21 protein-coding genes and 4 pseudogenes are annotated in these 23,419 nt (G+C 61.7%); 5 read left to right on the top strand and 20 right to left on the bottom strand.

All coding sequences use genetic code 11. The features are described 5' to 3' along the window. Nucleotides 1-47: 47 nt before the first annotated feature. The 3 genes from QTI20_RS25375 to QTI20_RS25365 all read right to left on the bottom strand — a co-directional run bounded on the left by QTI20_RS25375 (nucleotide 48) and on the right by QTI20_RS25365 (nucleotide 3,526). Nucleotides 48-1,145 carry an amino acid ABC transporter permease gene (locus QTI20_RS25375; RefSeq protein ID WP_286556212.1) on the bottom strand — a complete coding sequence of 366 codons (1,098 nt, stop codon included), beginning with the start codon at nucleotides 1,143-1,145 and terminating at the stop codon, nucleotides 48-50. 49 nt (nucleotides 1,146-1,194) lie between these two features. After that, nucleotides 1,195-2,316, bottom strand: coding sequence for an amino acid ABC transporter permease (locus QTI20_RS25370; protein ID WP_083686622.1), 1,122 nt, complete (start codon nucleotides 2,314-2,316; stop codon nucleotides 1,195-1,197). 130 nt (nucleotides 2,317-2,446) lie between these two features. Further along, nucleotides 2,447-3,526 carry an amino acid ABC transporter substrate-binding protein gene (locus QTI20_RS25365; RefSeq protein ID WP_076196738.1) on the bottom strand — a complete coding sequence of 360 codons (1,080 nt, stop codon included), beginning with the start codon at nucleotides 3,524-3,526 and terminating at the stop codon, nucleotides 2,447-2,449. A gap of 279 nt (nucleotides 3,527-3,805) precedes the next feature. Here QTI20_RS25365 and QTI20_RS25360 point away from each other — a divergent pair, with 279 nt between their 5' ends. Further along, a complete protein-coding gene (locus tag QTI20_RS25360; RefSeq protein WP_076196736.1) occupies nucleotides 3,806-4,270 on the top strand; it encodes an Lrp/AsnC family transcriptional regulator in 465 nt (154 codons plus the stop codon). Nucleotides 4,271-4,329: 59 nt separating this feature from the next. Then, a complete protein-coding gene (ggt, locus tag QTI20_RS25355; RefSeq protein ID WP_286556172.1) occupies nucleotides 4,330-5,865 on the top strand; it encodes a gamma-glutamyltransferase in 1,536 nt (511 codons plus the stop codon). Nucleotides 5,866-5,995: 130 nt separating this feature from the next. On the opposite strand, the pseudogene QTI20_RS25350 reads toward ggt, so the two are convergent. The 4 genes and pseudogenes from QTI20_RS25350 to QTI20_RS25335 form a co-directional block, all read right to left on the bottom strand. Next, nucleotides 5,996-6,686, bottom strand: a pseudogene (locus QTI20_RS25350) (SDR family oxidoreductase); the annotation flags it as partial. Nucleotides 6,687-6,720: 34 nt separating this feature from the next. Beyond that, nucleotides 6,721-7,722, bottom strand: a complete 1,002-nt coding sequence (locus QTI20_RS25345) for an NADP-dependent oxidoreductase (protein ID WP_286556170.1) — start codon at nucleotides 7,720-7,722, stop codon at nucleotides 6,721-6,723. Nucleotides 7,723-7,787: 65 nt separating this feature from the next. Next, nucleotides 7,788-8,600 (bottom strand): oxidoreductase, encoded by an 813-nt coding sequence (locus tag QTI20_RS25340; protein WP_286556211.1) that lies wholly within the window; start codon nucleotides 8,598-8,600, stop codon nucleotides 7,788-7,790. A gap of 89 nt (nucleotides 8,601-8,689) precedes the next feature. After that, nucleotides 8,690-9,289 (bottom strand): TetR/AcrR family transcriptional regulator, encoded by a 600-nt coding sequence (locus tag QTI20_RS25335; RefSeq protein WP_286556168.1) that lies wholly within the window; start codon nucleotides 9,287-9,289, stop codon nucleotides 8,690-8,692. Nucleotides 9,290-9,485: 196 nt separating this feature from the next. On the opposite strand from QTI20_RS25335, the gene QTI20_RS25330 reads away from it, so the two are divergent. Then, entirely contained in the window at nucleotides 9,486-9,800 is a 315-nt protein-coding gene (locus tag QTI20_RS25330; RefSeq protein WP_286574297.1) for a hypothetical protein, read from the top strand. 117 nt (nucleotides 9,801-9,917) lie between these two features. Here the strand turns inward: QTI20_RS25330 and QTI20_RS25325 are convergent, their stop codons facing one another. From QTI20_RS25325 to QTI20_RS25305, 6 genes and pseudogenes are all read right to left on the bottom strand, one after another. Beyond that, the gene (locus tag QTI20_RS25325) at nucleotides 9,918-10,589 is read right to left on the bottom strand and encodes a GntR family transcriptional regulator (RefSeq protein WP_076196726.1); all 672 of its coding nucleotides are present in this window, start codon (nucleotides 10,587-10,589) and stop codon (nucleotides 9,918-9,920) included. Between the two features lie 980 nt (nucleotides 10,590-11,569). Further along, nucleotides 11,570-11,786: pseudogene (locus tag QTI20_RS30805) on the bottom strand (IS3-like element ISAzo10 family transposase); the annotation flags it as partial. 38 nt (nucleotides 11,787-11,824) lie between these two features. Next, entirely contained in the window at nucleotides 11,825-12,787 is a 963-nt protein-coding gene (locus QTI20_RS25320; protein WP_076196724.1) for an alpha/beta fold hydrolase, read from the bottom strand. A 50-nt stretch (nucleotides 12,788-12,837) separates the two neighbouring features. Beyond that, nucleotides 12,838-13,626: an SDR family NAD(P)-dependent oxidoreductase gene (locus QTI20_RS25315; protein WP_286556166.1), complete on the bottom strand. Its 789-nt coding sequence runs from the start codon at nucleotides 13,624-13,626 to the stop codon at nucleotides 12,838-12,840. Nucleotides 13,627-13,688: 62 nt separating this feature from the next. Continuing rightward, nucleotides 13,689-14,777, bottom strand: coding sequence for an alkene reductase (locus tag QTI20_RS25310; protein ID WP_286556164.1), 1,089 nt, complete (start codon nucleotides 14,775-14,777; stop codon nucleotides 13,689-13,691). Nucleotides 14,778-14,879: 102 nt separating this feature from the next. Next, nucleotides 14,880-15,725 carry an alpha/beta fold hydrolase gene (locus tag QTI20_RS25305; protein WP_076196718.1) on the bottom strand — a complete coding sequence of 282 codons (846 nt, stop codon included), beginning with the start codon at nucleotides 15,723-15,725 and terminating at the stop codon, nucleotides 14,880-14,882. Nucleotides 15,726-15,857: 132 nt separating this feature from the next. Between QTI20_RS25305 and QTI20_RS25300 the strand changes: the two genes are divergently transcribed. Beyond that, a complete protein-coding gene (locus QTI20_RS25300; protein WP_076196716.1) occupies nucleotides 15,858-16,481 on the top strand; it encodes a TetR/AcrR family transcriptional regulator in 624 nt (207 codons plus the stop codon). 57 nt (nucleotides 16,482-16,538) lie between these two features. Here the strand turns inward: QTI20_RS25300 and QTI20_RS25295 are convergent, their stop codons facing one another. The 3 genes and pseudogenes from QTI20_RS25295 to QTI20_RS25285 all read right to left on the bottom strand — a co-directional run. Further along, nucleotides 16,539-16,844 (bottom strand): dihydroxy-acid dehydratase domain-containing protein, encoded by a 306-nt coding sequence (locus tag QTI20_RS25295; protein ID WP_286556209.1) that lies wholly within the window; start codon nucleotides 16,842-16,844, stop codon nucleotides 16,539-16,541. Further along, a pseudogene (gene dmpG / locus QTI20_RS25290) lies at nucleotides 16,842-17,587 on the bottom strand (4-hydroxy-2-oxovalerate aldolase); the annotation flags it as partial. The pseudogene dmpG and the gene QTI20_RS25295, both read right to left, overlap by 3 nt. Further along, nucleotides 17,584-17,844, bottom strand: a pseudogene (locus QTI20_RS25285) (acetaldehyde dehydrogenase (acetylating)); the annotation flags it as partial. The pseudogenes dmpG and QTI20_RS25285, both read right to left, overlap by 4 nt. Nucleotides 17,845-18,112: 268 nt before the next feature. Between QTI20_RS25285 and QTI20_RS25280 the strand changes: the two are divergent. After that, nucleotides 18,113-18,259 carry a hypothetical protein gene (locus tag QTI20_RS25280; RefSeq protein WP_239467159.1) on the top strand — a complete coding sequence of 49 codons (147 nt, stop codon included), beginning with the start codon at nucleotides 18,113-18,115 and terminating at the stop codon, nucleotides 18,257-18,259. Nucleotides 18,260-18,322: 63 nt separating this feature from the next. Here QTI20_RS25280 and QTI20_RS25275 read toward each other — a convergent pair whose 3' ends face one another. From QTI20_RS25275 to QTI20_RS25260, 4 genes are all read right to left on the bottom strand, one after another. Beyond that, complete coding sequence (locus QTI20_RS25275; RefSeq protein ID WP_076196714.1) at nucleotides 18,323-19,000, bottom strand: Crp/Fnr family transcriptional regulator; 678 nt, start codon at nucleotides 18,998-19,000, stop codon at nucleotides 18,323-18,325. An 87-nt stretch (nucleotides 19,001-19,087) separates the two neighbouring features. After that, entirely contained in the window at nucleotides 19,088-19,828 is a 741-nt protein-coding gene (locus QTI20_RS25270) for a haloacid dehalogenase type II (protein WP_286556157.1), read from the bottom strand. Between the two features lie 117 nt (nucleotides 19,829-19,945). Continuing rightward, nucleotides 19,946-21,286 (bottom strand): MFS transporter, encoded by a 1,341-nt coding sequence (locus QTI20_RS25265; RefSeq protein WP_286556156.1) that lies wholly within the window; start codon nucleotides 21,284-21,286, stop codon nucleotides 19,946-19,948. 208 nt (nucleotides 21,287-21,494) lie between these two features. Beyond that, nucleotides 21,495-23,231 (bottom strand): dihydroxy-acid dehydratase, encoded by a 1,737-nt coding sequence (locus QTI20_RS25260; protein ID WP_286556154.1) that lies wholly within the window; start codon nucleotides 23,229-23,231, stop codon nucleotides 21,495-21,497. Nucleotides 23,232-23,419: the final 188 nt, after the last annotated feature.

Raw genomic sequence — 23,419 nt, 5'->3', positions numbered from 1 at the left:
CTTGCTGGCGAGCGGCCGGTGCTACTGTCGTTGCGATAGTCATAGGTTTAGCGCTTTCTATGCTGATTGAGGTGGACTTCAAGCTTCTGGCTGTACTTGGACATGGCAAAGCAGAACGCGAAGTAGATGAAGCCTACGAATATGTACGTTTCGACCGCAAAGCCCTGCCAAGCGGGCTCGCCGATCGCAGCGCGCGAGGCCGCGAGCAGGTCATAGAGACCGATGACGAGCACCAGCGACGTGTCCTTGAAGAAGCCAATGAAGTTGTTGACGAGCGGCGGAATGACGAGCTGCAACGCTTGTGGGAGGATGATCTTGCGGTTCGTCGACCAGTAGGAGAGACCCAACGCATGCGCCGCTTCGTACTGTCCCTTCGGCAGCGCCTGCAAGCCGCCGCGGATGACCTCGGCGAGATAGGCGCCAAAAAAGAGAATGATGGCAACCTGAGCGCGCAAGAGCTTGTCCAGGTTGACGCCTTCTGGCATCAGCAGCGGGAACATCACACTCGCCATGAACAGCAGCGTGATCAGTGGAACGCCGCGAATCATCTCGACATATGCGACGCAGATCCATCGGATAAACGGCAGCTTCGAACGGCGTCCCAGAGCCACCAGAATCGCCAGCGGGAAAGCCACTGCAACGCCAACCGTCGCCAGAATCAGAGTCAATGCCAAGCCGCCCCATTGCGTCTGCGGCACGAACTGCAGGCCGAAAACTCCGCCCCACATGAGTAAGCCAATGGCCACAAGCGCCAGTGTCCACACACCGGCCAAGGCGGGTCGCCAAAAGCGCTTCATTCCGGACACGACGTAGAGACCAATGAACAGCAAGACGACGATCAAGGCTCTCCACTGTTCCTCGAAGGGGTACATGCCGAAGAGCATGAAGCGATACTTGTCCGTGATGACGGCCCAGCATGCGCCGCTGCCTTGAACGGCCTTGCAGGCGTCGCTGTTAGGCCCCTGCGGACCTGTTGGGACACTCCAGATCGCGTTGACGACTCCCCACTGGAAAACGGATGCAGAGAACTTCGCCAACACAACCAGAAGGACGATCGTCGTCAGCGTCGATATCCACGAATAGAAGAGGTTTTGGCGCAGCCACGCAATCGGGCCGCTGCGTTCCTGCACCGGGGGTGTACGCATGACGGTGGTGCTGGAATGGACAGAGTGTTTCACGGATAGGATGGTCACGTTAGCGCTCCACTAGTGCAATACGGGCGTTGTAGTGGTTCATCAGCGCGCTGATCGAGAGACTGATCGTGAGGTAGACGCCCATGATGATTGCCACAAGTTCCACCGCTTGACCGTTCTGGTTCATCGCCGTGGTGGCAATGGAGACGATGTCCTGATAGCCAATGGCAACGGCCAGGGAGGATTGCTTGGCCAGGTTGAGGTACTGGCTCGTTAGCGGCGGAACGATCACTCGGAGTGCCTGCGGGAACACGATCCATTTCAACGTGTTTGATGATTTCAAGCCAAGGGCGCGGGATGCTTCTATCTGTCCATGACTAACCGACTGGATGCCGGAACGAACAATTTCGGCAATGAATGCCGCGTTGTAGATCACCAGACCAAACAACAGCGCAAAGAATTCTGGCGAGACGGTGACGCCGCCACGGATGTTGAAACTCTGTGGGCTAGGCATGTCCAAGGCGAACGGAGCGCCCAGCGTAATCACGACCGTGGCGGGCATAACCGCCATGAGCAGGACCGCGGTCGGCCAAGTGGCGCGTTGGCGCCCATCGTCCAGTGACTTGCGAGTGGCTCGCTTTGCGGAGATCACAGTGGCAATCAAACCAAGGATGAAAGCGAGGAGCGTCCAGCTGTGGGCCGTTTGCCAGTCGAGAACCGGGAAGCTCAAGCCGCGGTTGGACAGGTAGACGCCCGCGATGGGGTGGATCGCTTGGCGAACCGGCGGCAGACCCTGAAGAAGGGCGTACCAGAGGAACAGTTGCAACAGCAGGGGCAGATCGCGGAAGAACTCGACGTAAGCCGACATCAGCTTTGCGAGCAGCCAGTTCTTCGATAGGCGGGCAACTCCGATTACGGTGCCCAGGATTGTGGCGAGCACGATGCCCCAAAACGCAACCCAGAGCGTGTTGAGCATGCCCACGACCAGCGCACGCAAATAGCTATCTGCTGGGGTGTAAGGGATCAGGTGCTCCGCAATGGGAAGCCCTGCTTCGCGTTGCAGAAAGCCGAATCCCGAGGCAACATTACGTGCGCCGAGATTCGCCTGTGCATTACCGATCAGCCAGCTGAAAACGCCGATCACGATCAGCGCAGCGAGCACTTGCCATACGACCCGACGCATGGGGACCTTGGAGCGGGACAATCTGTTTGAGGACATTGGAGTTTCGCCATCCCGACCAGATGGCGGGCTTAAACATTGACTAGGGGAAAGGGATTCGCCGGCTCGATTTGAGCCGGCGACATCAGCGTGACTAGCGCATCGGAGCGGCGTACTGGATGCCGCCGTCCTTCAGTAGACGATTCAGGCCGCGCGGCAGGCCCAGGGGCGCGATGCTGCGCTCGTAGATCTCAGCATAGTTGCCAACGCCTTTCACGACGTTCACTGCCCATTGCGCGTCGAGGCCGAGCGCGGCGCCGAGGTCGCCGGTCTCACCCATGAAGCGCTGGATAGCCGGATTCGAGTTGTTTCTGAACTTGTCAATGTTGGCGGCTGTCATGCCGAATTCTTCGGCGTTCAGCATGGCCGCGTGGGTCCAGCGAACGATGTCAAAGAAGCGCTGGTCACCCTTGCGGATGAAAGCTCCCAGCGGCTCCTTGGAGATGATTTCGGGCAGGACCTGGTAGTCGTTACCAGCGCTACCGATGGATGCCTTGAAAGAAGCAAGTTGCGCGGTGTCGTTTGTATAGGCGTCGCAACGGCCGCTCACGATGGCGTCGCGCATTTGCTCCATCTTCTCGATGACGACCGGCTTCATCTCGAGCTTGTTTGCGCGGAAAAAGTCGGCGGCATTCACTTCGCCGGTGGAGCCGGGCTGGAAACACACTGAGGCGCCGCCGAGATCATGCGCGCTCTTGATGCCGTCCTTTTTCTTTACAAGAAAGCCCTGACCGTCATAGAAGTGGATTGCCGGCACTTCCAAGCCAAGCTGCGCTTCGCGGGTCAGCGTCCAGGTGGTGAAGCGAGCCACGATGTCGACTTCGCCGGACTGAAGCGACGGGAAGCGCGTCAGGCTGGTCAAAGAGACGAAGCGAACCTTGTCCGGATTGCCGAAGATCGCCGCCGCGATGGATCGACACACGTCTGCATCGAAGCCGCGCATCACGCCGCGTGCGTCGGGGAAGCCGAAGCCGGGGCGATCACCGCCGACGCCGCAAATGAGCTGGCCACGTGCCTTGATGGCGTTGAGCGTAGGCGAAGCCACCGATGGCGCCGCTACGGCCACAGGCGCCGAGGCCGGCCGCGGTTGTGCGATGGCAACACTGGCCACAAGCGTTGCCGCGCAGGCAACTGCGTTGAAGATGTTGCGGGGGCGATGACCGTTCGTGGACATGGAGTTTGTTCCTTCAGGTAGGTGGAGTGGTATAGGAAATCGTAAAAGTGACCCCTCGCACGAATGGTTGAATCTGGATAGCGAAAGCGCGCCGTTATTGCGTTCGTGAAACATTCAGCCGAGGGTTTCCCCTGATAGGGCGCGTGGCACGCACAAAATTGGGCGCTTTTCCTCGTTTTGAGCCCCTGGTGCAACAATGTTTCGGTTGCCAGCGCACATACGCGTCAAAAAACCGCTCCTTGCGGCCCAGAATTTAGCAAGCGCTGACGCATAACAACCATGCTTTTAGACAACTACGACATCAAGCTCCTCAGCCTCCTGCAGGCGGACAGCAAGATTTCCCAACGCCAGCTCTCGGAAGAGGTGAACCTGTCGCCGTCGGCAGTGAACCGGCGAATTGCTGCGCTTGAAGCGGCCGGCGTCATCATGACGACGGTAGCCGTCGTCGATCCAACGGCGGTGGGTCGCCCCATCACCATCCTGGTCGAGGTGAAGCTGGAGAGCGAGCGGCTGGATCTGCTCGATCAAGTCAAGAAGAGTTTCGCGAACTGTGTGCAGGTGCAGCAGGTCTACTACGTGACTGGTGATTTCGACTTCATGCTCGTGATCAACGTCAAGGACATGTCCGAATACGAAAAGCTCACGCGCGAGCTGTTTTTCTCGGCAGGAAACATCAAGACGTTCAAGACTTACGTTGCCATGCAGCGGATCAAGGTATCCCTCAACGTGCCGTTAACGATTTAGGAATTTCGATGCGAGATTTTGAAGCCCCAAGCCGGTCTGTCGCGGTCGGCAGCAGGGGAATGGTGGCGACCTCCAACCCGCAGGCAGCATTGGCTGGACTGGACGTCCTGCGGTCCGGTGGGAATGCCATCGATGCAGCAGTCGCTGCTGCGGCAATGCTGGCAGTCGTCGAACCGACCCAGACCGGAATCGGCGGCGACTGCTTCGTCATGCTTAGAAAACGTGGCCAGGCGCCGGTCGCGCTCAACGGATCGGGTTGGGCTGCCAAGGCGGCGAGCGCGGAAGAATTGCGCGGGCGCGGAATGACCTCCATCCCGGTCGATAGCGTCCATGCCCTGACCGTTCCAGGTGCGGTACGCGCATGGAATCGATTGGTCGAAGACTACGGGACGCGTTCGCTGCAAGAACTGCTCGAGCCCGCGATCGGTGCCGCCGAATTGGGTTATCTGGTCACGGAACGGCTTGCGCACGATTGGGCGCGACAGGCGGCAAAAATGATGGCGACGGCAGAAGCGAAAGCCCTGTTCTTTCCCGCAGGCAGAGCGCCTGCCTTAGGCGAACGCAGAAGCAATCCTCAGTTGGGCAAGACGCTGCGCGCCATCGCCAAGTCCGGCGCTGACTCGTTCTACGAAGGCTGGGTTGCCGAGAACATCGTGACCTCGTTGCGAAAGAAGGGAAGCCTGCTGAGCCTCGACGATTTCGCTGAATTCAAGCCGGAGTATGTGACGCCGATTTCGGCGAGCTACCGTGGCTATCGATTGTGGGAGTGCCCGCCTAACGGGCAAGGGGTCGTGGCGCTGCAGATTGCGGCGATGCTCGAGGCGTTTGATCTCAGTGCAATGGGGCCACTCAGTGCAGAAAGGTTCCATCTTCAGGCAGAGCTATCGCGCATCGCCTATGCACAACGTAACGCTTTCCTATGCGACCCGCGGTTCAACGCAGTAGATGTGAATGAGCTGCTTTCCGACGACACGATTGAACGCTTGACCCGAGGGATCGATCTAGACACGAAGTCCGATGGATGGACGCCTGTTGCGTTGCCCGAACACAAGGACACCGTCTACGTGTCAGTCGCCGACTCGGACGGCACGCTCGTCTCATTCATCAATTCGATATACGACGATTTTGGCAGCGGGATCGTGGCACCTGGCACAGGAGTCCTGATGCACAACCGAGGATCAGGCTTCGTACTTGAGGAAGGTCATCCCAACGAGTTGCAGGGACGCAAGCGGCCCATGCACACCATCATTCCCGCGTTGGTCACCAAGGATGCAGACACCGTCATGAGCTTTGGAGTTACTGGTGGCCACTTCCAGCCGGCGGGCCAGCTCCAAGTACTCTCGAATATCGTCGACTACGGCATGTCTGTGCAGCAAGCTATCGATCATGCGCGGATGTTCGCCAGAGGCGATGTGTTGGAGCTCGAGCGGACGGTTCCTGACGCGGTGTGGTCAGGCCTTCGCAAGCGAGGCCACGAGCCGGTGGCAGCGCCGAGCCCGCTCGGTACCTGCCATGCAATCTGGGTCGATCAGGGATCGGGTGTCTATATGGGTGGCTCTGACGGTCGACGGGACGGGCTCGCGATCGGCTTCTGATGAAGCCGTTGCGGGCATGGCGGTCAGCGCTGAATTCCGCTGCGGTTGGAAGAGAAGTAGTCCATCGCTGCCTGCACGCTGTTGCCAGCGAGCTTGACGCCCGCAATGCGCAGACCCATCTCGGCACCGGCGGAAGGTAGCTGGGCCCTGCCGCCTTAATCCCGTGCTTGACCTGCTGGGTGAGTTCATCGGCCTGCACCTCATCGACGCCCGATTTGATTCCGTCGAGCACGCGCCTGAAGATTTCCTCGGGACTGGACTTCGGGACATCGAACCCGCGCGTGAAGTCGGTGTCGACGTACGCCATGTGCAGCCCCAGCACTTGCGCCTTCTGCGCCGCCAGTTCATTGCGCAGGGCATTGGTGAGCGACCAGGCTGCGAACTCGCTTGCCGAATAGGCCGCCAGCTCGCCGTCGTTCACCCACGAGGCGACCGACAGGACGTTGAGCAGCGCGCCGCCACCGTTGGTCTTGAGAATTGGCGCGAAGGCATTGCTCATGCGCACGGCGAAGTAATTGGTCTCGAAGATGCTCCGTGCGAAGTCTTCGCTATCGGCTGCGAGAAAGCTCCCCGGCTGCGCAATGCCGGCGTTGTTGATCACCAGCGTCACATCGGACGCACGCAAGCGCTGCGGCGGCCGCCATGTCTTCCGGCTTGTTGACGTCCAGGTGCAGGGCCTCCACACCGGATTGGGTAATGGTCGCAGGGTCGCGTGCGCCGGCGTAGACCTTTGGGGCACCGCGGGCGAGCAGCTCGCGCGCGAAGGCCAGGCCGACACCGCGGTTGACCCGTGCGAGGGCAATAGCGTTTGCAATCTTGATGGGAGTTCCCAAAAGCTGGGGTGGAGAACTAGGCTCACTTGATCTTGATAACGACCTTGCCTTTTGCGCGACCTGCTTCGACATAGGCCAGGGCCTCGTTGGTCGACTCGAACGGGAAGACCCGATCCATCACGGGGCGGATGACGCCAGCATCGAAGAGACGGGTGATCTCGCGCAGCTGGCTCCCGTTCGGCTTCATGAAGAGGAACGAGAAGCCAACGCCACGGCTCTTTGCCCTCCGCCTGATTCCCGAGCTCAGTAGCCGCATGACCAGCTTCACGAAGCCGGGTGCCCCGATGTCCTTGCCGAATTCGGGATCGGGCGGTCCGGAGATGGAGATGAGCTTTCCGCCGCGCTTGAGCACGCGAAGGGATTTTTCGAGCGTCTTGTTGTCCTGGCTGTTCAGGACCACGTCGTAGTCCCGCAAGACATCCTCGAAGTCCTGCGTCTTGTAGTCGATGACGACGTCTGCGCCCAGACTCTTCACGAGCGCGACATTGGTCGTGCTCGTCGTCGTGGCCACGGTGGCGCCCAGATGCTTGGCCAGCTGAATGGCAAAGGTGCCCACGCCGCCGGAGCCAGCCTGGATGAAGACCTTCTGCCCCTTCTTCAGGCGCGCCCTCTCGATCAGTGCCTGCCAAGCCGTCAAAGCCACCAGAGGAATGGAGGCGGCTTCTTCCATCGTGAGGCCCTTGGGCTTGAGCGCCAGCGAGGCTTCCTTGACGGGGACGAATTCGGCGAACGTACCGATGCGGAAGTCGTCCGCCCGCGCATAGACCTCATCACCCAGCTTAAACTGGCGCACGCGTGGGCCGACTTTGACCACCACTCCGGCCACATCGTGACCGAGGATCAGAGGCAGACGGTAGGGCAGTATGAGCTTGAACTCTCCGTCCCTGATTTTGGAGTCCAGCAGGTTTACGCCAGCGGCGTGGACCTGCACCAGGACTTCGTCGTCGCGCAGTTCCGGTGTCGGCACGTCTGCCAAGGGCCATGCGAGCTTTTTCCCATATCGACCGAGAACAAAAGCTTGCATGTCTTTCCTTGGTATTTTTGCGCCGAGGTTTGCGGAGGGTCCAAGACGGTCACGCGGATAGCCGCCTAAGCTTCGAGTCGAAGGTCTTTTCGAACCCCTGCATCTAACACCCTGGCGGGCGCAAATCTACGCAGCAGCCGCATGCGGCTAGCAAGGCCCGGGGTGTAGTGGATCTTTGGATGCGCCACCGTTGCCGCCTTCAACACGATTTCGGCGACCACATCGGGCCTGTCCGCGCCCACTAGCGCTTCCTTGACGCGTTTCGCCACTCCCTCGCGAATCTCTCGATACACGTCGAGGGGCGCATCGGGTTGAATTAGGTTCGCGTCGAAAGGCGTATTGATGTAGGCAGGCTCGACCACCGAGACGCGAATGCCCTGCTTGCGCAGTTCATGGTCGAGCGATTCCGAATAGCCCGCGACCGCATGCTTGGTGGCGGAGTACAGCGCCATGTAAGGCATGGGCAGGAAACCCAGCACGGAGCCGATATTGATGATGCGCCCACCCTTTTGGCTGCGCATATGCGGCACAACGGCCCGGGTCATCCGCACCAGCCCGAAAAAGTTGGTATCAAAGATCGACTGAGCCTGCTCGATCGAACTTTCTTCAGCGCCGGCTGCTGCGACCCCGAAGCCTGCGTTGTTGACGAGAAGGTCGATGCGGCCTTCCAACTGCATCACCTTCTGGACCGCAGCTTCGACCGACTCGTCCTTGGTCACATCAAGGGGCAGCATTTCGAACGATCGTCGACCCGCCTGATCTCCACGTCTGCTGGTGCCGTAAACCTTGTAGCCAGCCTTCGCAAGCCGCTGCGCAGTCGCTTCACCGATGCCTGAAGAGGCCCCTGTAATGAGCGCAACCTTGTTTGCCATGTTCATCATGTTTCTCCTTGAACCGCGTATTGTGCTATTGAAATGATGTTCATCATATGTTCTGGCGAGCAGCTAGGCTGCATGTTTCAGTTGGCTCAGGTGGGGGGTAGATGCTTCAATGCGGCCGCGCACAGACTGTCCGACAGTGCAGGCTCGTCGACCGCACGGGCCAGCAGCAATGTGCCCACCATAGTGGCGACGGTCACGAGTGCCCGTTCGTGGGCACCGGGCTGCCCCCAGTCAGGCGACTGACGGGCGACAAGATCGATCATTTCCTTGACGTGCCGGGTGGTCACCCGGCGTACTTCGGGTGCCTGGCGAGGCGTCTCCGAGCCCAGTGCGGCCAGGGGACACCCCATTTCAACTTGTTCCAGGTGCTCGCGCGAGAGATAGACGCGAAGCATGGATGGCAAAGCCTGCTCGGAAGGCACGCTGGCGACAACCTCCGCCGCTACGGCAGCTGACTCAGCGCACGCCCGACTCGCTGCTTCGGTGAGCATAGCTTCGCGCGACGTGAAATGAGCATAGAAGGCGCCATGGGTCAGGCCGGCCTCCTTCATGATGTCGGCGACTCCGGTGCCGTCGTAGCCGCTACGACGGATCGCCCGCGCAGCTGCGGAAACGATGCGCTCGTGCGAGGCTTCCTTAGCCGCAGTTCTGACGTTGTGATTCGTATTTCGCATGACGATGATCATACATGATTCGCGAAACATGCGCTGTGACGTTCTTGGCGATGCCGTTAGGCGGCAACGCATCGCAATGAGACGAGCGAATACGGAAGCCGAATTAACGTCAAGACATGATCGAATACCAAAGGCTCACCCGAGAGTTGTGCTTCATTTCCGGAAACATCAATGCGATGTCGACTGGCGATGTCGACTGGCGATGTCGATGTCGATGTCGATGTCGATCATGGTGGCGACGGGACGTGGCGCGACGCAGGGTGCGTCGTTCCGCGACGCCGCCGCCATCGACAACCTGCGCCGCGTCGACATGCTCATCGTGAGCAAGACGGGCACGCTGACGAGCGCCGGCTGGCTGTCTGATCCGGTCAAGGCCGGCACGCCCGCAGCGTTGGCTGTGCTGCATGCGGCGGGCCTGCGAATCGTGACGGCGACAGGCGACCACGCCCTGGACCGTCGCCGCGCGGCTGGGCATTCGGTGGAAGTCTCGTTGTGCAGGACACAGACAGCTTTGCTTTTCTGAACTCCATCGCTCCATCTGCCCGCAAGCGTTCTTCGAACATGCCCGCTTCCACGCACCGCTGCGAATCGGGGTGGCCAACGGAAACGCGCAACCCAAACTTTCGGGGTGCTTGGTACGCTATCTGAGAAAGTCTGTACCGAGCAGATAGTCTACTGTTCGATTGAGGTGAGTGCCTAGTAGCTCGCACGCGAGCTGCGGCCTCCGTTCAACAACCGCTTTCGCTAACTCTTCATGCTCACTGTTGAGATCACGCTCACGGTTCGCATGCAGCAACGATAGCCATCGATATCTCTCACTGTGTGTGAAAAGAAGGTCGCGGGCCCGAAGTAGCCAGTCGCTGCCGCAAGCATCGATAAGCGCGCGATGAAATTCAGAATGCGCGTCAGTGACCGCCAGTACATCTTCTGCCTCGGCTGGCCCGAGAATCGACAAACGCTTAAGGCGGTGAAGCGCAGACATGATTCTGCTCTCCCACTCTACATTGCCCAATTCGATCGCCTTTCGCAGACAAATCCCTTCCAGTTCGACTCGCGCACCTGCGAGATCAATGAACTCGCTAGCAGATACGGGCGCGACGCGGAAGCCCCGCTGCGGCTCCGCGACAACTAGCCCCTCCGCGGATAGCCGCGACAAGGCCTCTCGGATGACCCCAGAGCTCACGGAGAGCGCATCACCAAGATCGGCGATCTTCAACTTAACGTCGGGTGCGTACCGACCTTTAAGCAAATCGGCGCGCAAGACCTGATAAATCGAATGAGTGATGCTGCTGTTGCTTGGTGAGATACCCATATCTTTGTCTGCGCTGAATTAGAAATTGTGCTGCCGTACCGATGCTGACCCACAGGAGAAAGCTCACGTCATTCTGGACGACTGGTCGTCTCGCGAGGCGCCCTCGCGAGAGGGCCTCAGATGGTGCTCAGGAAGGGGCTGTGGCCGTCATCGATGTCGTTCCTTATGGCATCCGCACTCCAAGCCAGCTTCAGGATGATCATGTGCGGCCAGCCGACATAGGCGCCCGGCTGCCAAAGTCAGATCCCGGGAGCGGGTGAGCGCGCAAAAGGCTCACCACCAAGACCCTGCATATCCTCACTCTTTTCAAGGAATATAGGATATTCTATGCGTTTGTCGACATTATATCACAATGTCGTACAAATGGCAGAGAAGTGCGGCAAGGTGGAACTTTTCGAGCTTCGGAGTGGCGCGCAGTATGGACCAGGCGCCTCAATGAGAGCCGAAGATTCGCGTTTCTCACAGGAGGACAGTTCAGGCTTTCCGAGCCGCCTCGGACCCAGTCGCCTCCACGGCTTGGGTAGCTCGGCACGCGAACTGTTTGCCTCGGGTCATGTGCGCTCCGAGTTCAAACGGCTGTTGCCGTCACCTTTCAGAAGGTGTGGCGAATTTGCATCGGGCTGAACTATCGTTTCTACCCGGGCGAGAGCGGGGGGCGAGAGCGGGTTTAGGGTTTTCGAGTGCCCATCGGCTTACTCACGCCTTGGTTTCCAAAGCGCCGGAGACGGCGTGGCCATCATTTGGTGCCGCTAATCCCGAGCAATTCGACGGAAAGGGCGACTTGGTTGCCATTTTGGGCGAAAGCCTGCGCCACTTCTCGGGTGACCCGCCTAGCGTTGGGCAATCAGCGGGAGCAGCTGCGGGTTGGCCGCGGTGGTTGCCGCCAGGCCCCGCGCAGTCCACTGCTCCCACAGTTGCCCCCTGTGCTTGAGGCTCAGGCTTCGCGACTCCTGCCCGTGTCAAGATAGTTGTCGCCTGAGTCATGCAGCCAAGCGCTGTTTACGTAAGCGGTCCACGTCGGCCGCGGCCACGCTGTCACGCTCCGGATTCAGTGTCACCGCGCCCGCTGGTGTTCAGTTGCGCGTGCTGCGCGCCCAGTGCGCCGGATGGCGCTCGCGCGCCTGGGTGTAGAGCGCGTGCGATCACCGCATCAAGGCCAGCATGGCGCTGTGCAGGCGTGACGTAGCGAATGCCGCTTTGAGATGCAGGCCTCACGTTAGCAGCCAGGTCACGCATCACTTGGCCAGGAAGGCCAGTGCCTTGGGCACGAAGTCCTCGTGGTACTGGAAGATGCCTCCGTGACCTGCATCGGGGTAGACGATCAGCTCGCTGTTGGGCAGGCGTTTGGCTAGGTCGTAGGTATTGCTGGTCGGCACCATCCGGTCGTCGTCGCCATTGGCCACGAGGGCCGGCTGCTTGATCACCGAAAGGTCAGCAGGCCGCTTCTGCCCCCATGCGCTGAGCGCCTGCAACTGCGCCAGATACGCCCCCGCGGCGATGTCCTTGTCGCGGTTCACGGTGCGCTCCTGCAGGCGCTTCAGGAAAGTCTTGCCGGCCTCGATCCCATTCGGCGTGCGGGTGAAGAAGAGGTACTGCTTCGGGTCTTGGCCGGTGAAGGTCGCGCGCAGCAGGTCGTAGTTCGCCACGCCCGCCACGGTGCTGATGCCTGGACCGCCCGCGGGGCCGGTGCCCGTCAGGATCAGCTTGCGCACGAGCTGCGGCTCTTTCAGCACGATCTCCTGGGCGATCATTCCGCCCATCGAGAAGCCGAAGAGGTCCACCTGCTTGAAGCCTTTGGCCTTGATGAAGGTGATGGCGTCGTCCGCCATTTGTTCGATGGTGTTAGCCGGCGAGCCGGTGGAGGCGCCGATGCCGCGGTTGTCGAACGCGACCACGTAGTGCTTAGCGGCGATGCCATCCACCACACGGGGGTCCCAGTTGTCCAGAACGGCGGCCAGATGGGTGAGCAAGATCACCGGCGTGCCGGCGTTCTTCTGGCCCAGCTCGCGGTACGCGAAGTCAACGCCGCCCGCAGAGAGGGCCTGCGTTGGCACGCTGTTCCATGTGAGGCCCTGCGTCGTGGCGACCTTGGCAGATGTGGCTGCGGCCACAGGCGGCTTGTCGGCCGTGGCGCAGGCCGACAGCAGCGTGGCAGAGAGAGCGAGCAGGCACAGGCCGACTCGGGACAGGTAAAGCATGGTGTCTCCGGTGGAAAGAGTGATGGGGTGATGAAGAACTGAGGGGGCAATCAGGCTTGCTGTCGATAGCGGTCGGCAGCGTGCGCCTGCCGGATGTCCGCCAAAAGTCCCTGACGCGCGCCGTCCAACGCAGTCCAGCGCTCGGCCACGTGCAGCGGCGGGATCGTGATCAGTTCGCGGCGGTCGAAACCGACCAGTGCCGCATCGACCAGTTCGTCGACGTCCATTACCTCGGTCAGCGTGTTGACGTCGATCCCGGCGCGCTCCCAGATTTCGGTGCGGGTGGCCGCTGGCAACACGGCTTGCACGTAGACCCCCTTGGGAGCCAGTTCCAAGCTCAGCCCCTGCGACAGGAACAGCACGAACGCCTTGGTGGCACCGTAGATCGACATGCCGAATTCGGGCGCGAAGCCGACCACGGAGCCGAGGTTGACGATCGAGCCAGCGCCTGCCTGCGCAAAGCGCGGCGCGGCTGCTGCCGCGAGCCGCGTGAGCGACGTGATGTTGAGCGCGATCAGACGGTCGATGCTCTCTGCCGTCTGCTGCTCGAAGCCGCCCGACTGGGCCATGCCGGCGTTGTTGATCAGGATGTCGATACGGGCGTCGTCACGCAGGCGGGCTTCGACGGTAGCCAGGTCGGCCTGATTCGTCAGGTCGGCCTGCAGCACGTCCACGGCAACCTGGCGTTCGTCGCGCAGGCGCTGCGCAAGCGCGTCCAGGCGTGCCTTGTCGCGCGCGACCAGCACGAGGTCGTGCCCTCGCTGCGCGAAGCGCTCGGCGTAGGTGGCGCCGATGCCGGTCGAAGCGCCGGTAATGAGGGCGGTGGATTGGGTGGTCATATGGACGTTCTCCGCAGATCAGAGGGCACCGGGCCGCAGCGTTGGGCCCGGCGCCTGTTTGCTTACCCGGCCTCGGCCAGCGTGGGGTAGTCGGTGTAGCCCGCGGCGCCTCCGCCGTAGAGCGTGGACGGGTTGAGCTGTGCCAGCGGCGCGCCGCTCTTCAATCGTTCGACAAGATCGGGGTTGCTGATGAACGGCCGACCGAAGGCAAACAGGTCCGCCTTGCCCGATTCGAGCTGAGCGGCAGCGAATTCCAGGTCGTAGCCGTTGTTGGCGAGGTAGGTCTGCTTGAAGCTGCTACGCAGCGCGGCGAAGTTAAATGGGGCCACGTCGCGCGGGCCGCCCGTCGCACCTTCGACCACGTGCAGGTAGACGATGCCCAGCGTGCCGAGCTGTTCGACGATGTAGCCGTACTGCGGCTGCGGGTCGCTGCTGGAGATGCCGTTGGCCGGCGATACGGGGGAGATGCGCACGCCGGTGCAATCGGCACCGATCTCCTTCGCCACCGCGGCGACGACCTCCAGCAGCAGGCGGGCGCGGTTCTCGACCGAGCCGCCGTAGGCGTCGGTGCGATGGTTGGCCCCGTCCTTGATGAACTGCTCCAGCAGGTAGCCATTGGCGCCGTGGACCTCCACGCCGTCGAAGCCGGCGGCGATGGCGTTGGCAGCGGCCTGGCGGAAGTCGTTCACGATGCCCGACAGCTCGCTCAATTCGAGGGCGCGGGGTTCGGACACGTCAGCAAAGCCGTTGTTGACGAAGGTCTTGGTCGCCGCGCGGATGGCCGAGGGCGCGACCGGCGCGGCACCGCCCGGCTGCACATCGACGTGCGACACGCGGCCCACATGCCAGAGCTGCACGAAGATGCGCCCGCCCTGGGCGTGCACCGCGTCCGTGACCTGGCGCCAGCCGGCGATCTGCTCGGGCGTGTACAGGCCGGGGGTGTCCTGATAGCCCTGGGCCTGGGCCGACACCTGGGTGGCCTCGGTGATGATCAGGCCGGCCGAAGCGCGCTGTGCGTAGTAGATCGCGGCCAGCTCGCTGGGCACCAGGCCGGCGCCGGCGCGGTTGCGGGTCAGCGGCGCCATGACGATGCGATTGGCGAGGGTCAGAGGTCCCAGCTTGTACGGCTCGAAGAGCGCTATCTTGCTCATGTTGGTAATCGTTCTCTTGAATGGATGGACACGCGGCCGATGCGCGGCATGCGGCCGCCGAGTGAAGTCAATGGCTGGTGGCGCAGTTACTCGTGCGCACCGTCACTCCGCCAGGAACTGGATGGCGTGCTTGAGGAAGCGTTCGGGGTACTGGAACTGCGCGCCGTGGCCGGCGTCCGGGTAGACCAGCAGCTGGGCGTTGGGGATGTTCTGCGCCAGGTGCCAGGAGTTGATCGTGGGGATCATCACGTCCTTGACCCCGTTGAGCACCAGCGTGGGCTGCTGGATGCCATTCAGGTAGGCGTAGGGGTTCTCGCCAGCCAGCGGCGGCAGGTAGGCGCCATGTGCTTCGGCCTGCGCCTGGGCCACCGCTGCGGAGCTGGGCGGGTCCTGGTCGACACGCTGGTGGCGGCGATCCCAGAAGGCCTGCCCAGCCTGCTTGGCGGCTTCGGAGCGTCCGAAGAACAGGTAGAGGAAGTCCTCCACCGTGGGCACCGGTCGGGGCGCGACTTCGAGCACCTTGGGCTCCATGTTCGGATCGCCGCCGCGCAGCCCGGTGCCCAGCAGCAGCAACTTGCGCACGAGCTGCGGATGGCGCAGCGTCACCTCCTGCACCTGGAAGCCACCGAGCGAGAAGCCCAGCAGGTCCACCTGCGACAGACCCAGCGCCTGGATTACCAGCGCAATATCGTCGGCCATGTCCTCGATGCGGTTGCGCGGAGTGCCGCTCGACGAGGCAATGCCACGGCCGTTGAAGAGGATGACCTCGCGGCCAGTGGCGAGACCATCGGTCAGCAGCGGGTCCCAGTGATCCATGCCACCGCGGAAGTGCTGCACGAAGAACAGCGGCGACTGCGAACTCGAGGCGTTGCCCCAGCGGCGGTAGGCGAACTTGTCGCCATCGACCTCGACGAACTGGGTGGGTGCGGTCAGGTGCGTGTTGCTCATGATCAGGGTCCTTTCAAGTGAGAGCCACCAATGATGATGATCATAATCTAACTTGTCAAGAGGTTTGATGATGAACGACATCAATGTATAGTGAGGCCTCCTCGCACAGCGAAAAATCAACTCAACTCCGATATGAAGGTCACCAAGGCACAAGCGCAGGCGAACCGGGCGCACATCGTCGAAACAGCGTCGGCGCTCTTCCGCGAGCGTGGCTACGACGGCGTGGGCGTTGCCGACCTGATGGCCGCTGCGGGCTTCACCCACGGCGGCTTCTACAAGCACTTCGGCTCCAAGGCCGATCTGATGGCGGAATCCGCAGCGTGCGGCATCGCGCAGACAGCGGCGCTGACCGCGGGAGTGGACACCCCGGATTTCGTGCGCGCCTACGTCTCGCGCGAGCATCGCGACGCCCGCGCCAGCGGTTGCACGATGGCTGCGCTGGGCGGGGACGCCGCCCGTCAGCCCGAAGCGGTCCGGTCGACGTTCGTGGCTGGCATCGAGAGCCTGCTGGCTGAGCTGAGCCGCGCGGGCACTGCATTGGATGGTGCAGATCCGGAACAGGCGCGAGCCCGGTCGCTCGGCATCCTGACCCACGTGGTGGGCGCTATCGTCCTGTCGCGCGCCTGCCCGGACGATTCGCCGCTGGCCGACGAGATCCTGACGGTGTGCCGCGATTCGATCCTCGCGTCGGTGGACCTGCCTGGGAGCCCGTCTGCGAAAACCCGCGCATCAGCGCGAGAGCGCAGCGCGAGTTGATTTTCGGGCCTTGAGCGGAGGGGCGGTCGCCGGCATGCGAGCGCCCATCCGCAGTGTTCAGTGATTGTTTCTCGGGACGAATGCGCCTCGTGGACCAACGAGGAAGTCCAGGTCGCAGCCTTCATCTGCTTGCGAGACGTGGTCGACATGCAGGCGCCAGTAGCCGCTCTCCAGCGGCGCTGTGGGCGCCTTACACTTGGCGAGACGTGCGGCCAGCTCTTCGGCGCTGACATGCAGGCGCAGCAGGCGCTGCGGCACGTTCAGCTCGATGAGGTCCCCATCACGAACGGCCGCGAGAGGGCCGCCGGCAGCGGCCTCGGGGGGCGAATGCAGTACCACGGTGCCGTAGGCCGTTCCGCTCATGCGTTCGCACACGGCGTCGAAGACCTCCAGAGGGGTGTTGCCCGCGCCCAGGCCGGCAACCGATCCGTCGATGCGCGTCGCGCCCGCGCGCACGGCGGCGACGGAGTTCGCGATGCCCATCCCCAGGTTGTGCTGCCCATGGAAGCCGATCTCAGTCGCGGGATCGAGCACGTCGCGCAGCGCCGACACGGCCGCGCCGACGTCCTCGGGAAGCAGATAGCCTGCGGAGTCCGTGATGTAGACCGTCTGCGCTCCATAGCTCTCCATTAGCTTTCCTTGCGCGGCCAGATTCTCCGGACTGTTGAGGTGCGCCATCATGAGGAACCCCGTCGTGTCCATTCCCAGCTTGCGAGCAAACGCAATGTGCTGCGACGAGGTATCCGCCTCCGTGCAATGGGTGGCGACTTGCACGCTGCGCGCGCCGCAGTCGTAAGCCGACCGAAGCTCGGCCATGGTTCCCTCCCGGGACAAAGCAGCACCGAAACCTTGGCCTGCTTCACCTGCGCGCACACGGCACTGATGTACTCGTCGTTGCTATGGGGGGCAAAGCCATGCTGCAGGGAGTTGCCACCCAGTCCGGCACCATGGGTGAACTGGATGTACGGCACGCCCGCATCATCGAGCGCCGTTGCCACCTTGACCATCTGCTCCAGGCTGATCTGCTCGCGCTTGGCGTGCATGCCATCGCGCAGGCACATGTCATGCAGGACGATTTTCTTGCCGCTCACGTCGGAGGCATTCATGCTGCAATCTCCTTTAGCGTGCGCTGCATGGTTCCCGCGAGCATCTCGCCCGCGAAGACTTCGGCCGTTCGGCTCGCCGCCGCAGTCATGATGTCCAGATTGCCGGCGTACTTGGGCAGGTAGTCACCCAAGCCTTCCACTTGCATGTACACCGCGACGCGGTGGCCCCTGGGTGTGTCGTCAAAGACCGGGCCATTCACGAGGCGATAGCCCAGCACATACTTCTCGACCTTGTCGATCATGGCGTGCGCCGTCTCACGACATCGTCGTACTGCGGAGCGCGCAGTTGCTCCATATCCCCCCGCGATTTATTCGAGCGCCTCATGAACGATGCGCGCTTTGCCCGCGCAATGGCAGTGCTGCAATCGGCGCGCACCCGCACGCTGTACAGTTTCGTCGAAGACGCGGCGCTACATACAACCCGCGTGCGCATCGCCCGGCGCCTGCTCAAGCTCACGCACGGCGACGCACCGATGGCGCCTCGCACGCGGCGAGTGGTTCCTGTGACCCAGGAGATGCATCTCCATGATGCTGGGCCTGACGCGCCAGACCCTCGCTCTCGAACTGAAGGCTCTCGCCGCCACAGGGGCGATATCTCTGCCCTATGGCCGTGTCGTCATCGAGTCGGAGCCGGCGTTGCTGGCCATGAGCCGCAGCTCCACAAAATCGTGACGTTGACATTCGCGAGGATGCCTCCGCGATGTCTGCTACCGCGAGCTGGGGTGGTCGCTTCCCTTACTGGGTTGTGATCGAACTCAGCGCTCGTAGATCGGTCAGATCAATGCGGCCATAGCTGATTTCGATGACGTGTTTCTCGCGCAGCTGCTGGAGAACCCGATTCACCGATTGTCGCGAAGCGCCAACCATCGCCGCCAGGTCTGACTGCGACATCTGTATTTGCGACTCATCCGAATCGTCTTGCTCTGCGGTGCGCAGTTGCATGGTTCTGGAAAGCAAGAGCTGCCTCGCCACCCGTACCGGAAGGCTGTCCAAACTGGCGCCTTCGTAGTTTTGCGCCATCGCCCGCAACTGTGCAGCCATCAGGCGCGAAATAGCCCGGTCGAATACCCGATAGCGGTCGCAGAGCCATCGGAAATCCATCTTCGACAGCACGTCCACCTCGACAGCATTACTGGCTTCTGTCGACTGCGGTCGAGGTTCACCATCCACCAGGCTCGTCTGCCCAAAGCAATCGCCGGATTCAAAGAGGCGATAAGTAATGTGCCGGCCATCTCCCCTCAGAACCGATATTTTCACGGTCCCTGAAATGAGACGGAACATCTCGTTGCCGGGGGCATCCTGCACATACACCGGTTGGCCAGCGGCATAGTGGCGACGGTACATGCGTGCAAGAAACTCCTCTTGCACGTCAGGCGTCAACCACTGCAGCAAATCGAATTTCGCAAGACGCATAGCTACCCAGCCTCCGAAGGACTCCCGGGGCCAGAACTCAGCTCGGCACCTCTGGGGGCATCGGAGAAACTGAGAACGATATGCATACTATCCACCATCGTGAATTCTCGCGGCGGCACGTTCGAATTGGTCGGCCAAATCGATTAGGCTCTCCGCCTGCCAATCCCATGCTTGCTGGGAAGACGCATCGGGAGCGGGCGCGCCGCCGTACTCCAGCGGACGATCTACATACGCCGTCTGCAAACCACAAGCCCTTGCCGCCGCCAGGTCGCTATGGTGGCAGGCCACCAGGCACAGCTCCTGGGGCGGGAGTCCGAGTGCAGCGGCGGTGGCGAGGTATGCCGTCGGCTCGGGCTTATAAGCCTTGGCGAGTTCTGCGCCGAGGATGGCATCCCACTGCAACCCATTAAAGCGGTTCATCGCCACCATGAGTGACACATTGGCATTCGACAGTGTGACCACGGGAAGGTGAGTTCGCAGTCGGCTCAAGCCAAGTGGAACGTCGGGCCACGGATCAAGCCGACGCCATGCGCTGGAAAGACCATGGAGCGTTGACGGCTCAAATCGGCTCGCGGGCAAGTTGTATTGCTCAAGCAGCTCCAGCAACATTTCATGGTGAAGCTCATCCAGTGGCACGAACGGCCTATCGCCACTGCGGCAGCGCTGCATCGCCGGTTGGTAGAGCATCCGCCACTCCAATGCAAACCGTTCAGCGCTGACGCCTGGTAAGTGGTTCGCAACGAACGAGCGGGCTTCGCGAGCAATGCTCTGATGCCAATCGACCACTGTGCCGAAGACATCGAACGCCAATGCTTTTGGCAGCTTCATGTCGTTTCTCCTTGATCCGTGTTATTGATAGGCCAGCGCCACACCATGCCGGAGATAGAAATGGGTTTGGCCCACCGTCGGTTGTCGATGCCAGGTCTTGCGACGTAGCTCGACTGATCATGCAGCCTGACCAGCCATTTGTCTTCGATGTGTGGCTCGCGTTCCGACTAGAAGAGCCATGGCGCCGATGAGAACAACCGCGGCCAAGAAATAGATGCCGTAGGTCATGCTCCCTGTTTCAGCCCGCAGTTTGCCGATGATGAATGGGCTGACGAAGCCTGCCAGATTGCCCAGGCTAGCGATCATCGCGATGCCCGCCGCTGCTTCTGCGCGCGACAGTGAGATGGTCGCAAATGTCCAAAACGGGGATAGCGAGGAGTACAGGCCAGCCGTGGCGACGGCCAGCAGTGCCAATGACATGCCGAGGCTATGGGATGCCTGAGGAAGCGCCATCAGTGCGAGGCCGCCCAACGCTGCAGGAGTTGCCACATGCCAACGACGTTCCGAGAAGAAGTCCGAACTTCTTGACAAAGCGATCATGGCGACACCTGCAGCGACATAGGGAATGGCTGAATATAGGCCAATCTGCACGAAGTTGCTCACGCCCAGTTCACGTATCGTCGTAGGCAGCCAGAATGCGATGATGTAGCCACCTGCCAGGATGGAGAAGTACACGAAGGAGAACAGGTACACCATCGGTTGTGTGAACGCGCTGCGCAGGCTGGGACGCGTGCCTTGCTCGCTTCGCACGTCCGGGCGTTCGGCTTCCAGTGCTTTGAGCACTACACGCTTTTCTGCGGGAGTCAGCCACTTGGCGTCTTCCGGCTTGTCGTCGAGATGGAGGTAGACCATCAGCCCCAAGATGCAGCTCGGCAGCCCTTCGATGACGAACATCCATTGCCAGCCGCGCAGTCCCCAGAACCCGTCCAGGTTCTGAAGGATCAGTCCGCAGACCGGCCCGGCGATCATGCCCGTGACCACGAGCGCGGACATGAAGAGCGCTATGACTCTCGCGCGGTAGGCGGCCGGAGCCCAGAACGTGAGGTACAGAATGATGCCCGGAAAGAATCCGGCCTCGAACAGTCCCAGAAGGAAGCGCACCACGTAGAAGTGGGTGGGCGTCTTCACGAACATCGTCGCGGCGGAAGCCAGTCCCCACAGCATCATGATGCGCAAGATCGTCTTTCTTGCACCGATCTTCTCCAACAGCATGTTGCTGGGCACTTCAAAGAAGAAGTAGCCAATGAAGAACAGTCCTGCGCCCAGCCCGTAGATCGCGTCCGAGAATGCGAGATCCTGCTTCATCTGCAGCTGCGCAAACCCGACATTGATCCGGTCGAGGAAGTTCAGTATGTAGCAGGCAAAGAGTACGGGGACGATGCGCCACATGATCTTGCGCATCGGGGCGGCAAGTTTGTCAGCGGCAATGCTTCCGGGGCTGGGCGTGGATGTCGTCATGGAAAGTCTCCGCGTGTTTTGGCTTTTTCACTTTGATTTGCTGTCTCTGGATCAAGAGATGGAAGATGGCCCATAGGCCTATGCACTGCGCCGCGCGACCCTTGCCGCGGCCGAGCAGGCTCGCTGACTCGTTCTTTGACTCACGCCTCGACGTCTCAAGGCCGGGAGAGCACTTCAACCAGAACGCGTGGATCGCACGTTTCGATGCTCACGCGGCTCCTCCCGAATGGGTCACTGCGCCTCGATGCGCAGATCCCACCAGGCGCACATACTTCTCGTCGATACCACTCAGGCGAGAACATCGCTGCGCGGGGCGCCATGAGGCGCGGCGGTGTTCGACCTCTGTCGGGTCGACCAGCCATTCAAGCGTCCCCGCCGTGGCATCGACACGGATGCGGTCCCCATTGCGAACCAGGCCGATAGGCCCGCCCTGAGACGCCTCGGGCGATACGTGACCGACGCACAGGCCGCGCGTTCCTCCCGAGAATCGGCCATCGGTTACCAGAGCCACGGTCTGTCCATGCCCTTGTCCCACGATGGCGGAAGTCACCGCGAGCATTTCACGCATGCCAGGCCCGCCGTGCGGACCTTCGTTGCGAATGACGATGACGTCGCCTTGTTGGTAGGCTTGTGCGCGGATGGCTACCACCGCGCTGGCCTCGCTCTCGAACACGCGAGCCGGCCCCTCCAGCACCAACGTATTCAAGCCTGCGATCTTGATCACCGCGCCATCGGGTGCCAGGCTGCCGCGCAGCACCACCAGTCCACCGGTGGCGCGGAACGGTTCGTTGTGAGGCCGCACGATGCTCCCATCGGGCGCGGCAGCCTCATGAAGTGCCTCGCTCAGTTGGCGCCCATCGAAGGTGGGCACGTCGCCATGAAGATAGCCGCCATCCAACAGTGCCTTCATCACCACCGGCACCCCACCAATGCGATGCAGTTCATAGGGCACGTAGGGGCCTCCCGGCATCAGACTGGCCAGCGTGGGTGTGCGCCGCAGAATCTCCTGCATGTCCGTCAGCGTGAAGGCGATTCCCGCCTCGTTGGCCAAGGCCGGCAGGTGCAAAGTGGCGTTGGTGGAGCCACCGGTCGCCGCAACGATCGCCACGGCGTTCTCCAGGCCCTTGCGGGTCAGTAGATCTCGCGGCAGAGGGCCGTCGCCTTCCAGCACGTTGCGCATCAGCTGCTGCCCGGCCTGACGCGCTACTGCTTGGCGCTGCGCGAACGCGGCCGGGATGCCACTCGAACCCAGTGGACTGAATCCCAGCACTTCGGCAATGCTGCCCGCGGTGCCCGATGAAAACTGCCCTGGGCACGCGCCCGCCGTGGTGACCAGATCCTTCCCCATCTGCTCCAGTTGTTGTTCACTCATTGCGCCGGAGTGCACTTTTCCGACGCCCTCGAACAAGTGCAGAGGATTGACCTGCTCACCCTTGTGCCATCCCACCAGCATCTGACCGCCATGCAGGAACAGGCTGGGAACGTTCAGCCGGACCATCGCCATGAGAAGACCCGGAATCGTCTTGTCGCAGGCGCCTATGCCGACGAGCGCGTCGTAACACTGCGCCCGCATCACCAACTCCACAGAGTCGGCAATCACCTCGCGCGACATGAGGCTGTACCGCATACCGTCATGCTGCTGCGACAGCACGTCGGAAACGGAGATGGTCGAGAACTCGCGTGCGGTACCGCCCCCTACCTCCACCCCGAGCTTGGCCGCTTGAATCTGAGGCAGCAGGGACTGGGAGCAAGGACTGACCTCGCCATAGGTGTGCGCCACGCCGATGAACGGCTGCTCGATGCTGACGTCATCGAGGCCGGTTGCACGCAACTGCCAGCGATGCGCGACTCGATCCACGCCTTGCGTGATTTCCTTGGACCGCCAAGCTTTGTTGTCGTGGGTCTGCCTGGACGTCGCGGACGCCCGTGTTTCATCGTGAGCCATGTCGATCCTGTTCTCAGTTGCTGCAGAGGCGTTGCCACAAGGGCAGCGGTCCCTATCTCCCTGCACGGCAGCGGGTCAACTCTGCTGAACTTGACTCTAGGATCGAGGTAGCGCTCAAGAATGTCAGGACTGAGACAATGTTCGGGGCCAAACCCCCCTCGTTTTCCCGAGTCCTTGGAGCCCGCTTT

It is taken from the genome of Variovorax sp. J2P1-31 (assembly GCF_030317215.1).
Lineage (GTDB): Bacteria > Pseudomonadota > Gammaproteobacteria > Burkholderiales > Burkholderiaceae_C > Variovorax.
This window is presented reverse-complemented; position numbering and strand designations above follow the sequence as displayed.

Coding starts and splice junctions, on each gene's coding strand:
- QTI20_RS25365 (WP_076196738.1), bottom strand. CDS start 3,526: ATGTCCACGAACGGTCATCGCCCCCGCAACATCTTCAACGCAGTTGCC.
- QTI20_RS25275 (WP_076196714.1), bottom strand. CDS start 19,000: ATGCGTCTTGCGAAATTCGATTTGCTGCAGTGGTTGACGCCTGACGTG.
- ggt (WP_286556172.1), top strand. CDS start 4,330: ATGGTGGCGACCTCCAACCCGCAGGCAGCATTGGCTGGACTGGACGTC.
- QTI20_RS25370 (WP_083686622.1), bottom strand. CDS start 2,316: ATGCGTCGGGTCGTATGGCAAGTGCTCGCTGCGCTGATCGTGATCGGC.
- QTI20_RS25270 (WP_286556157.1), bottom strand. CDS start 19,828: ATGAAGCTGCCAAAAGCATTGGCGTTCGATGTCTTCGGCACAGTGGTC.
- QTI20_RS25300 (WP_076196716.1), top strand. CDS start 15,858: ATGAAGGTCACCAAGGCACAAGCGCAGGCGAACCGGGCGCACATCGTC.
- QTI20_RS25295 (WP_286556209.1), bottom strand. CDS start 16,844: ATGAGCGGAACGGCCTACGGCACCGTGGTACTGCATTCGCCCCCCGAG.
- QTI20_RS25310 (WP_286556164.1), bottom strand. CDS start 14,777: ATGAGCAAGATAGCGCTCTTCGAGCCGTACAAGCTGGGACCTCTGACC.
- QTI20_RS25340 (WP_286556211.1), bottom strand. CDS start 8,600: ATGAACATGGCAAACAAGGTTGCGCTCATTACAGGGGCCTCTTCAGGC.
- QTI20_RS25260 (WP_286556154.1), bottom strand. CDS start 23,231: ATGGCTCACGATGAAACACGGGCGTCCGCGACGTCCAGGCAGACCCAC.
- QTI20_RS25375 (WP_286556212.1), bottom strand. CDS start 1,145: ATGCGTACACCCCCGGTGCAGGAACGCAGCGGCCCGATTGCGTGGCTG.
- QTI20_RS25320 (WP_076196724.1), bottom strand. CDS start 12,787: ATGCTTTACCTGTCCCGAGTCGGCCTGTGCCTGCTCGCTCTCTCTGCC.
- QTI20_RS25360 (WP_076196736.1), top strand. CDS start 3,806: ATGCTTTTAGACAACTACGACATCAAGCTCCTCAGCCTCCTGCAGGCG.
- QTI20_RS25280 (WP_239467159.1), top strand. CDS start 18,113: ATGATGCTGGGCCTGACGCGCCAGACCCTCGCTCTCGAACTGAAGGCT.
- QTI20_RS25265 (WP_286556156.1), bottom strand. CDS start 21,286: ATGACGACATCCACGCCCAGCCCCGGAAGCATTGCCGCTGACAAACTT.
- QTI20_RS25305 (WP_076196718.1), bottom strand. CDS start 15,725: ATGAGCAACACGCACCTGACCGCACCCACCCAGTTCGTCGAGGTCGAT.
- QTI20_RS25345 (WP_286556170.1), bottom strand. CDS start 7,722: ATGCAAGCTTTTGTTCTCGGTCGATATGGGAAAAAGCTCGCATGGCCC.
- QTI20_RS25325 (WP_076196726.1), bottom strand. CDS start 10,589: ATGGGTATCTCACCAAGCAACAGCAGCATCACTCATTCGATTTATCAG.
- QTI20_RS25330 (WP_286574297.1), top strand. CDS start 9,486: ATGTCGATGTCGATGTCGATCATGGTGGCGACGGGACGTGGCGCGACG.
- QTI20_RS25335 (WP_286556168.1), bottom strand. CDS start 9,289: ATGATCATCGTCATGCGAAATACGAATCACAACGTCAGAACTGCGGCT.
- QTI20_RS25315 (WP_286556166.1), bottom strand. CDS start 13,626: ATGACCACCCAATCCACCGCCCTCATTACCGGCGCTTCGACCGGCATC.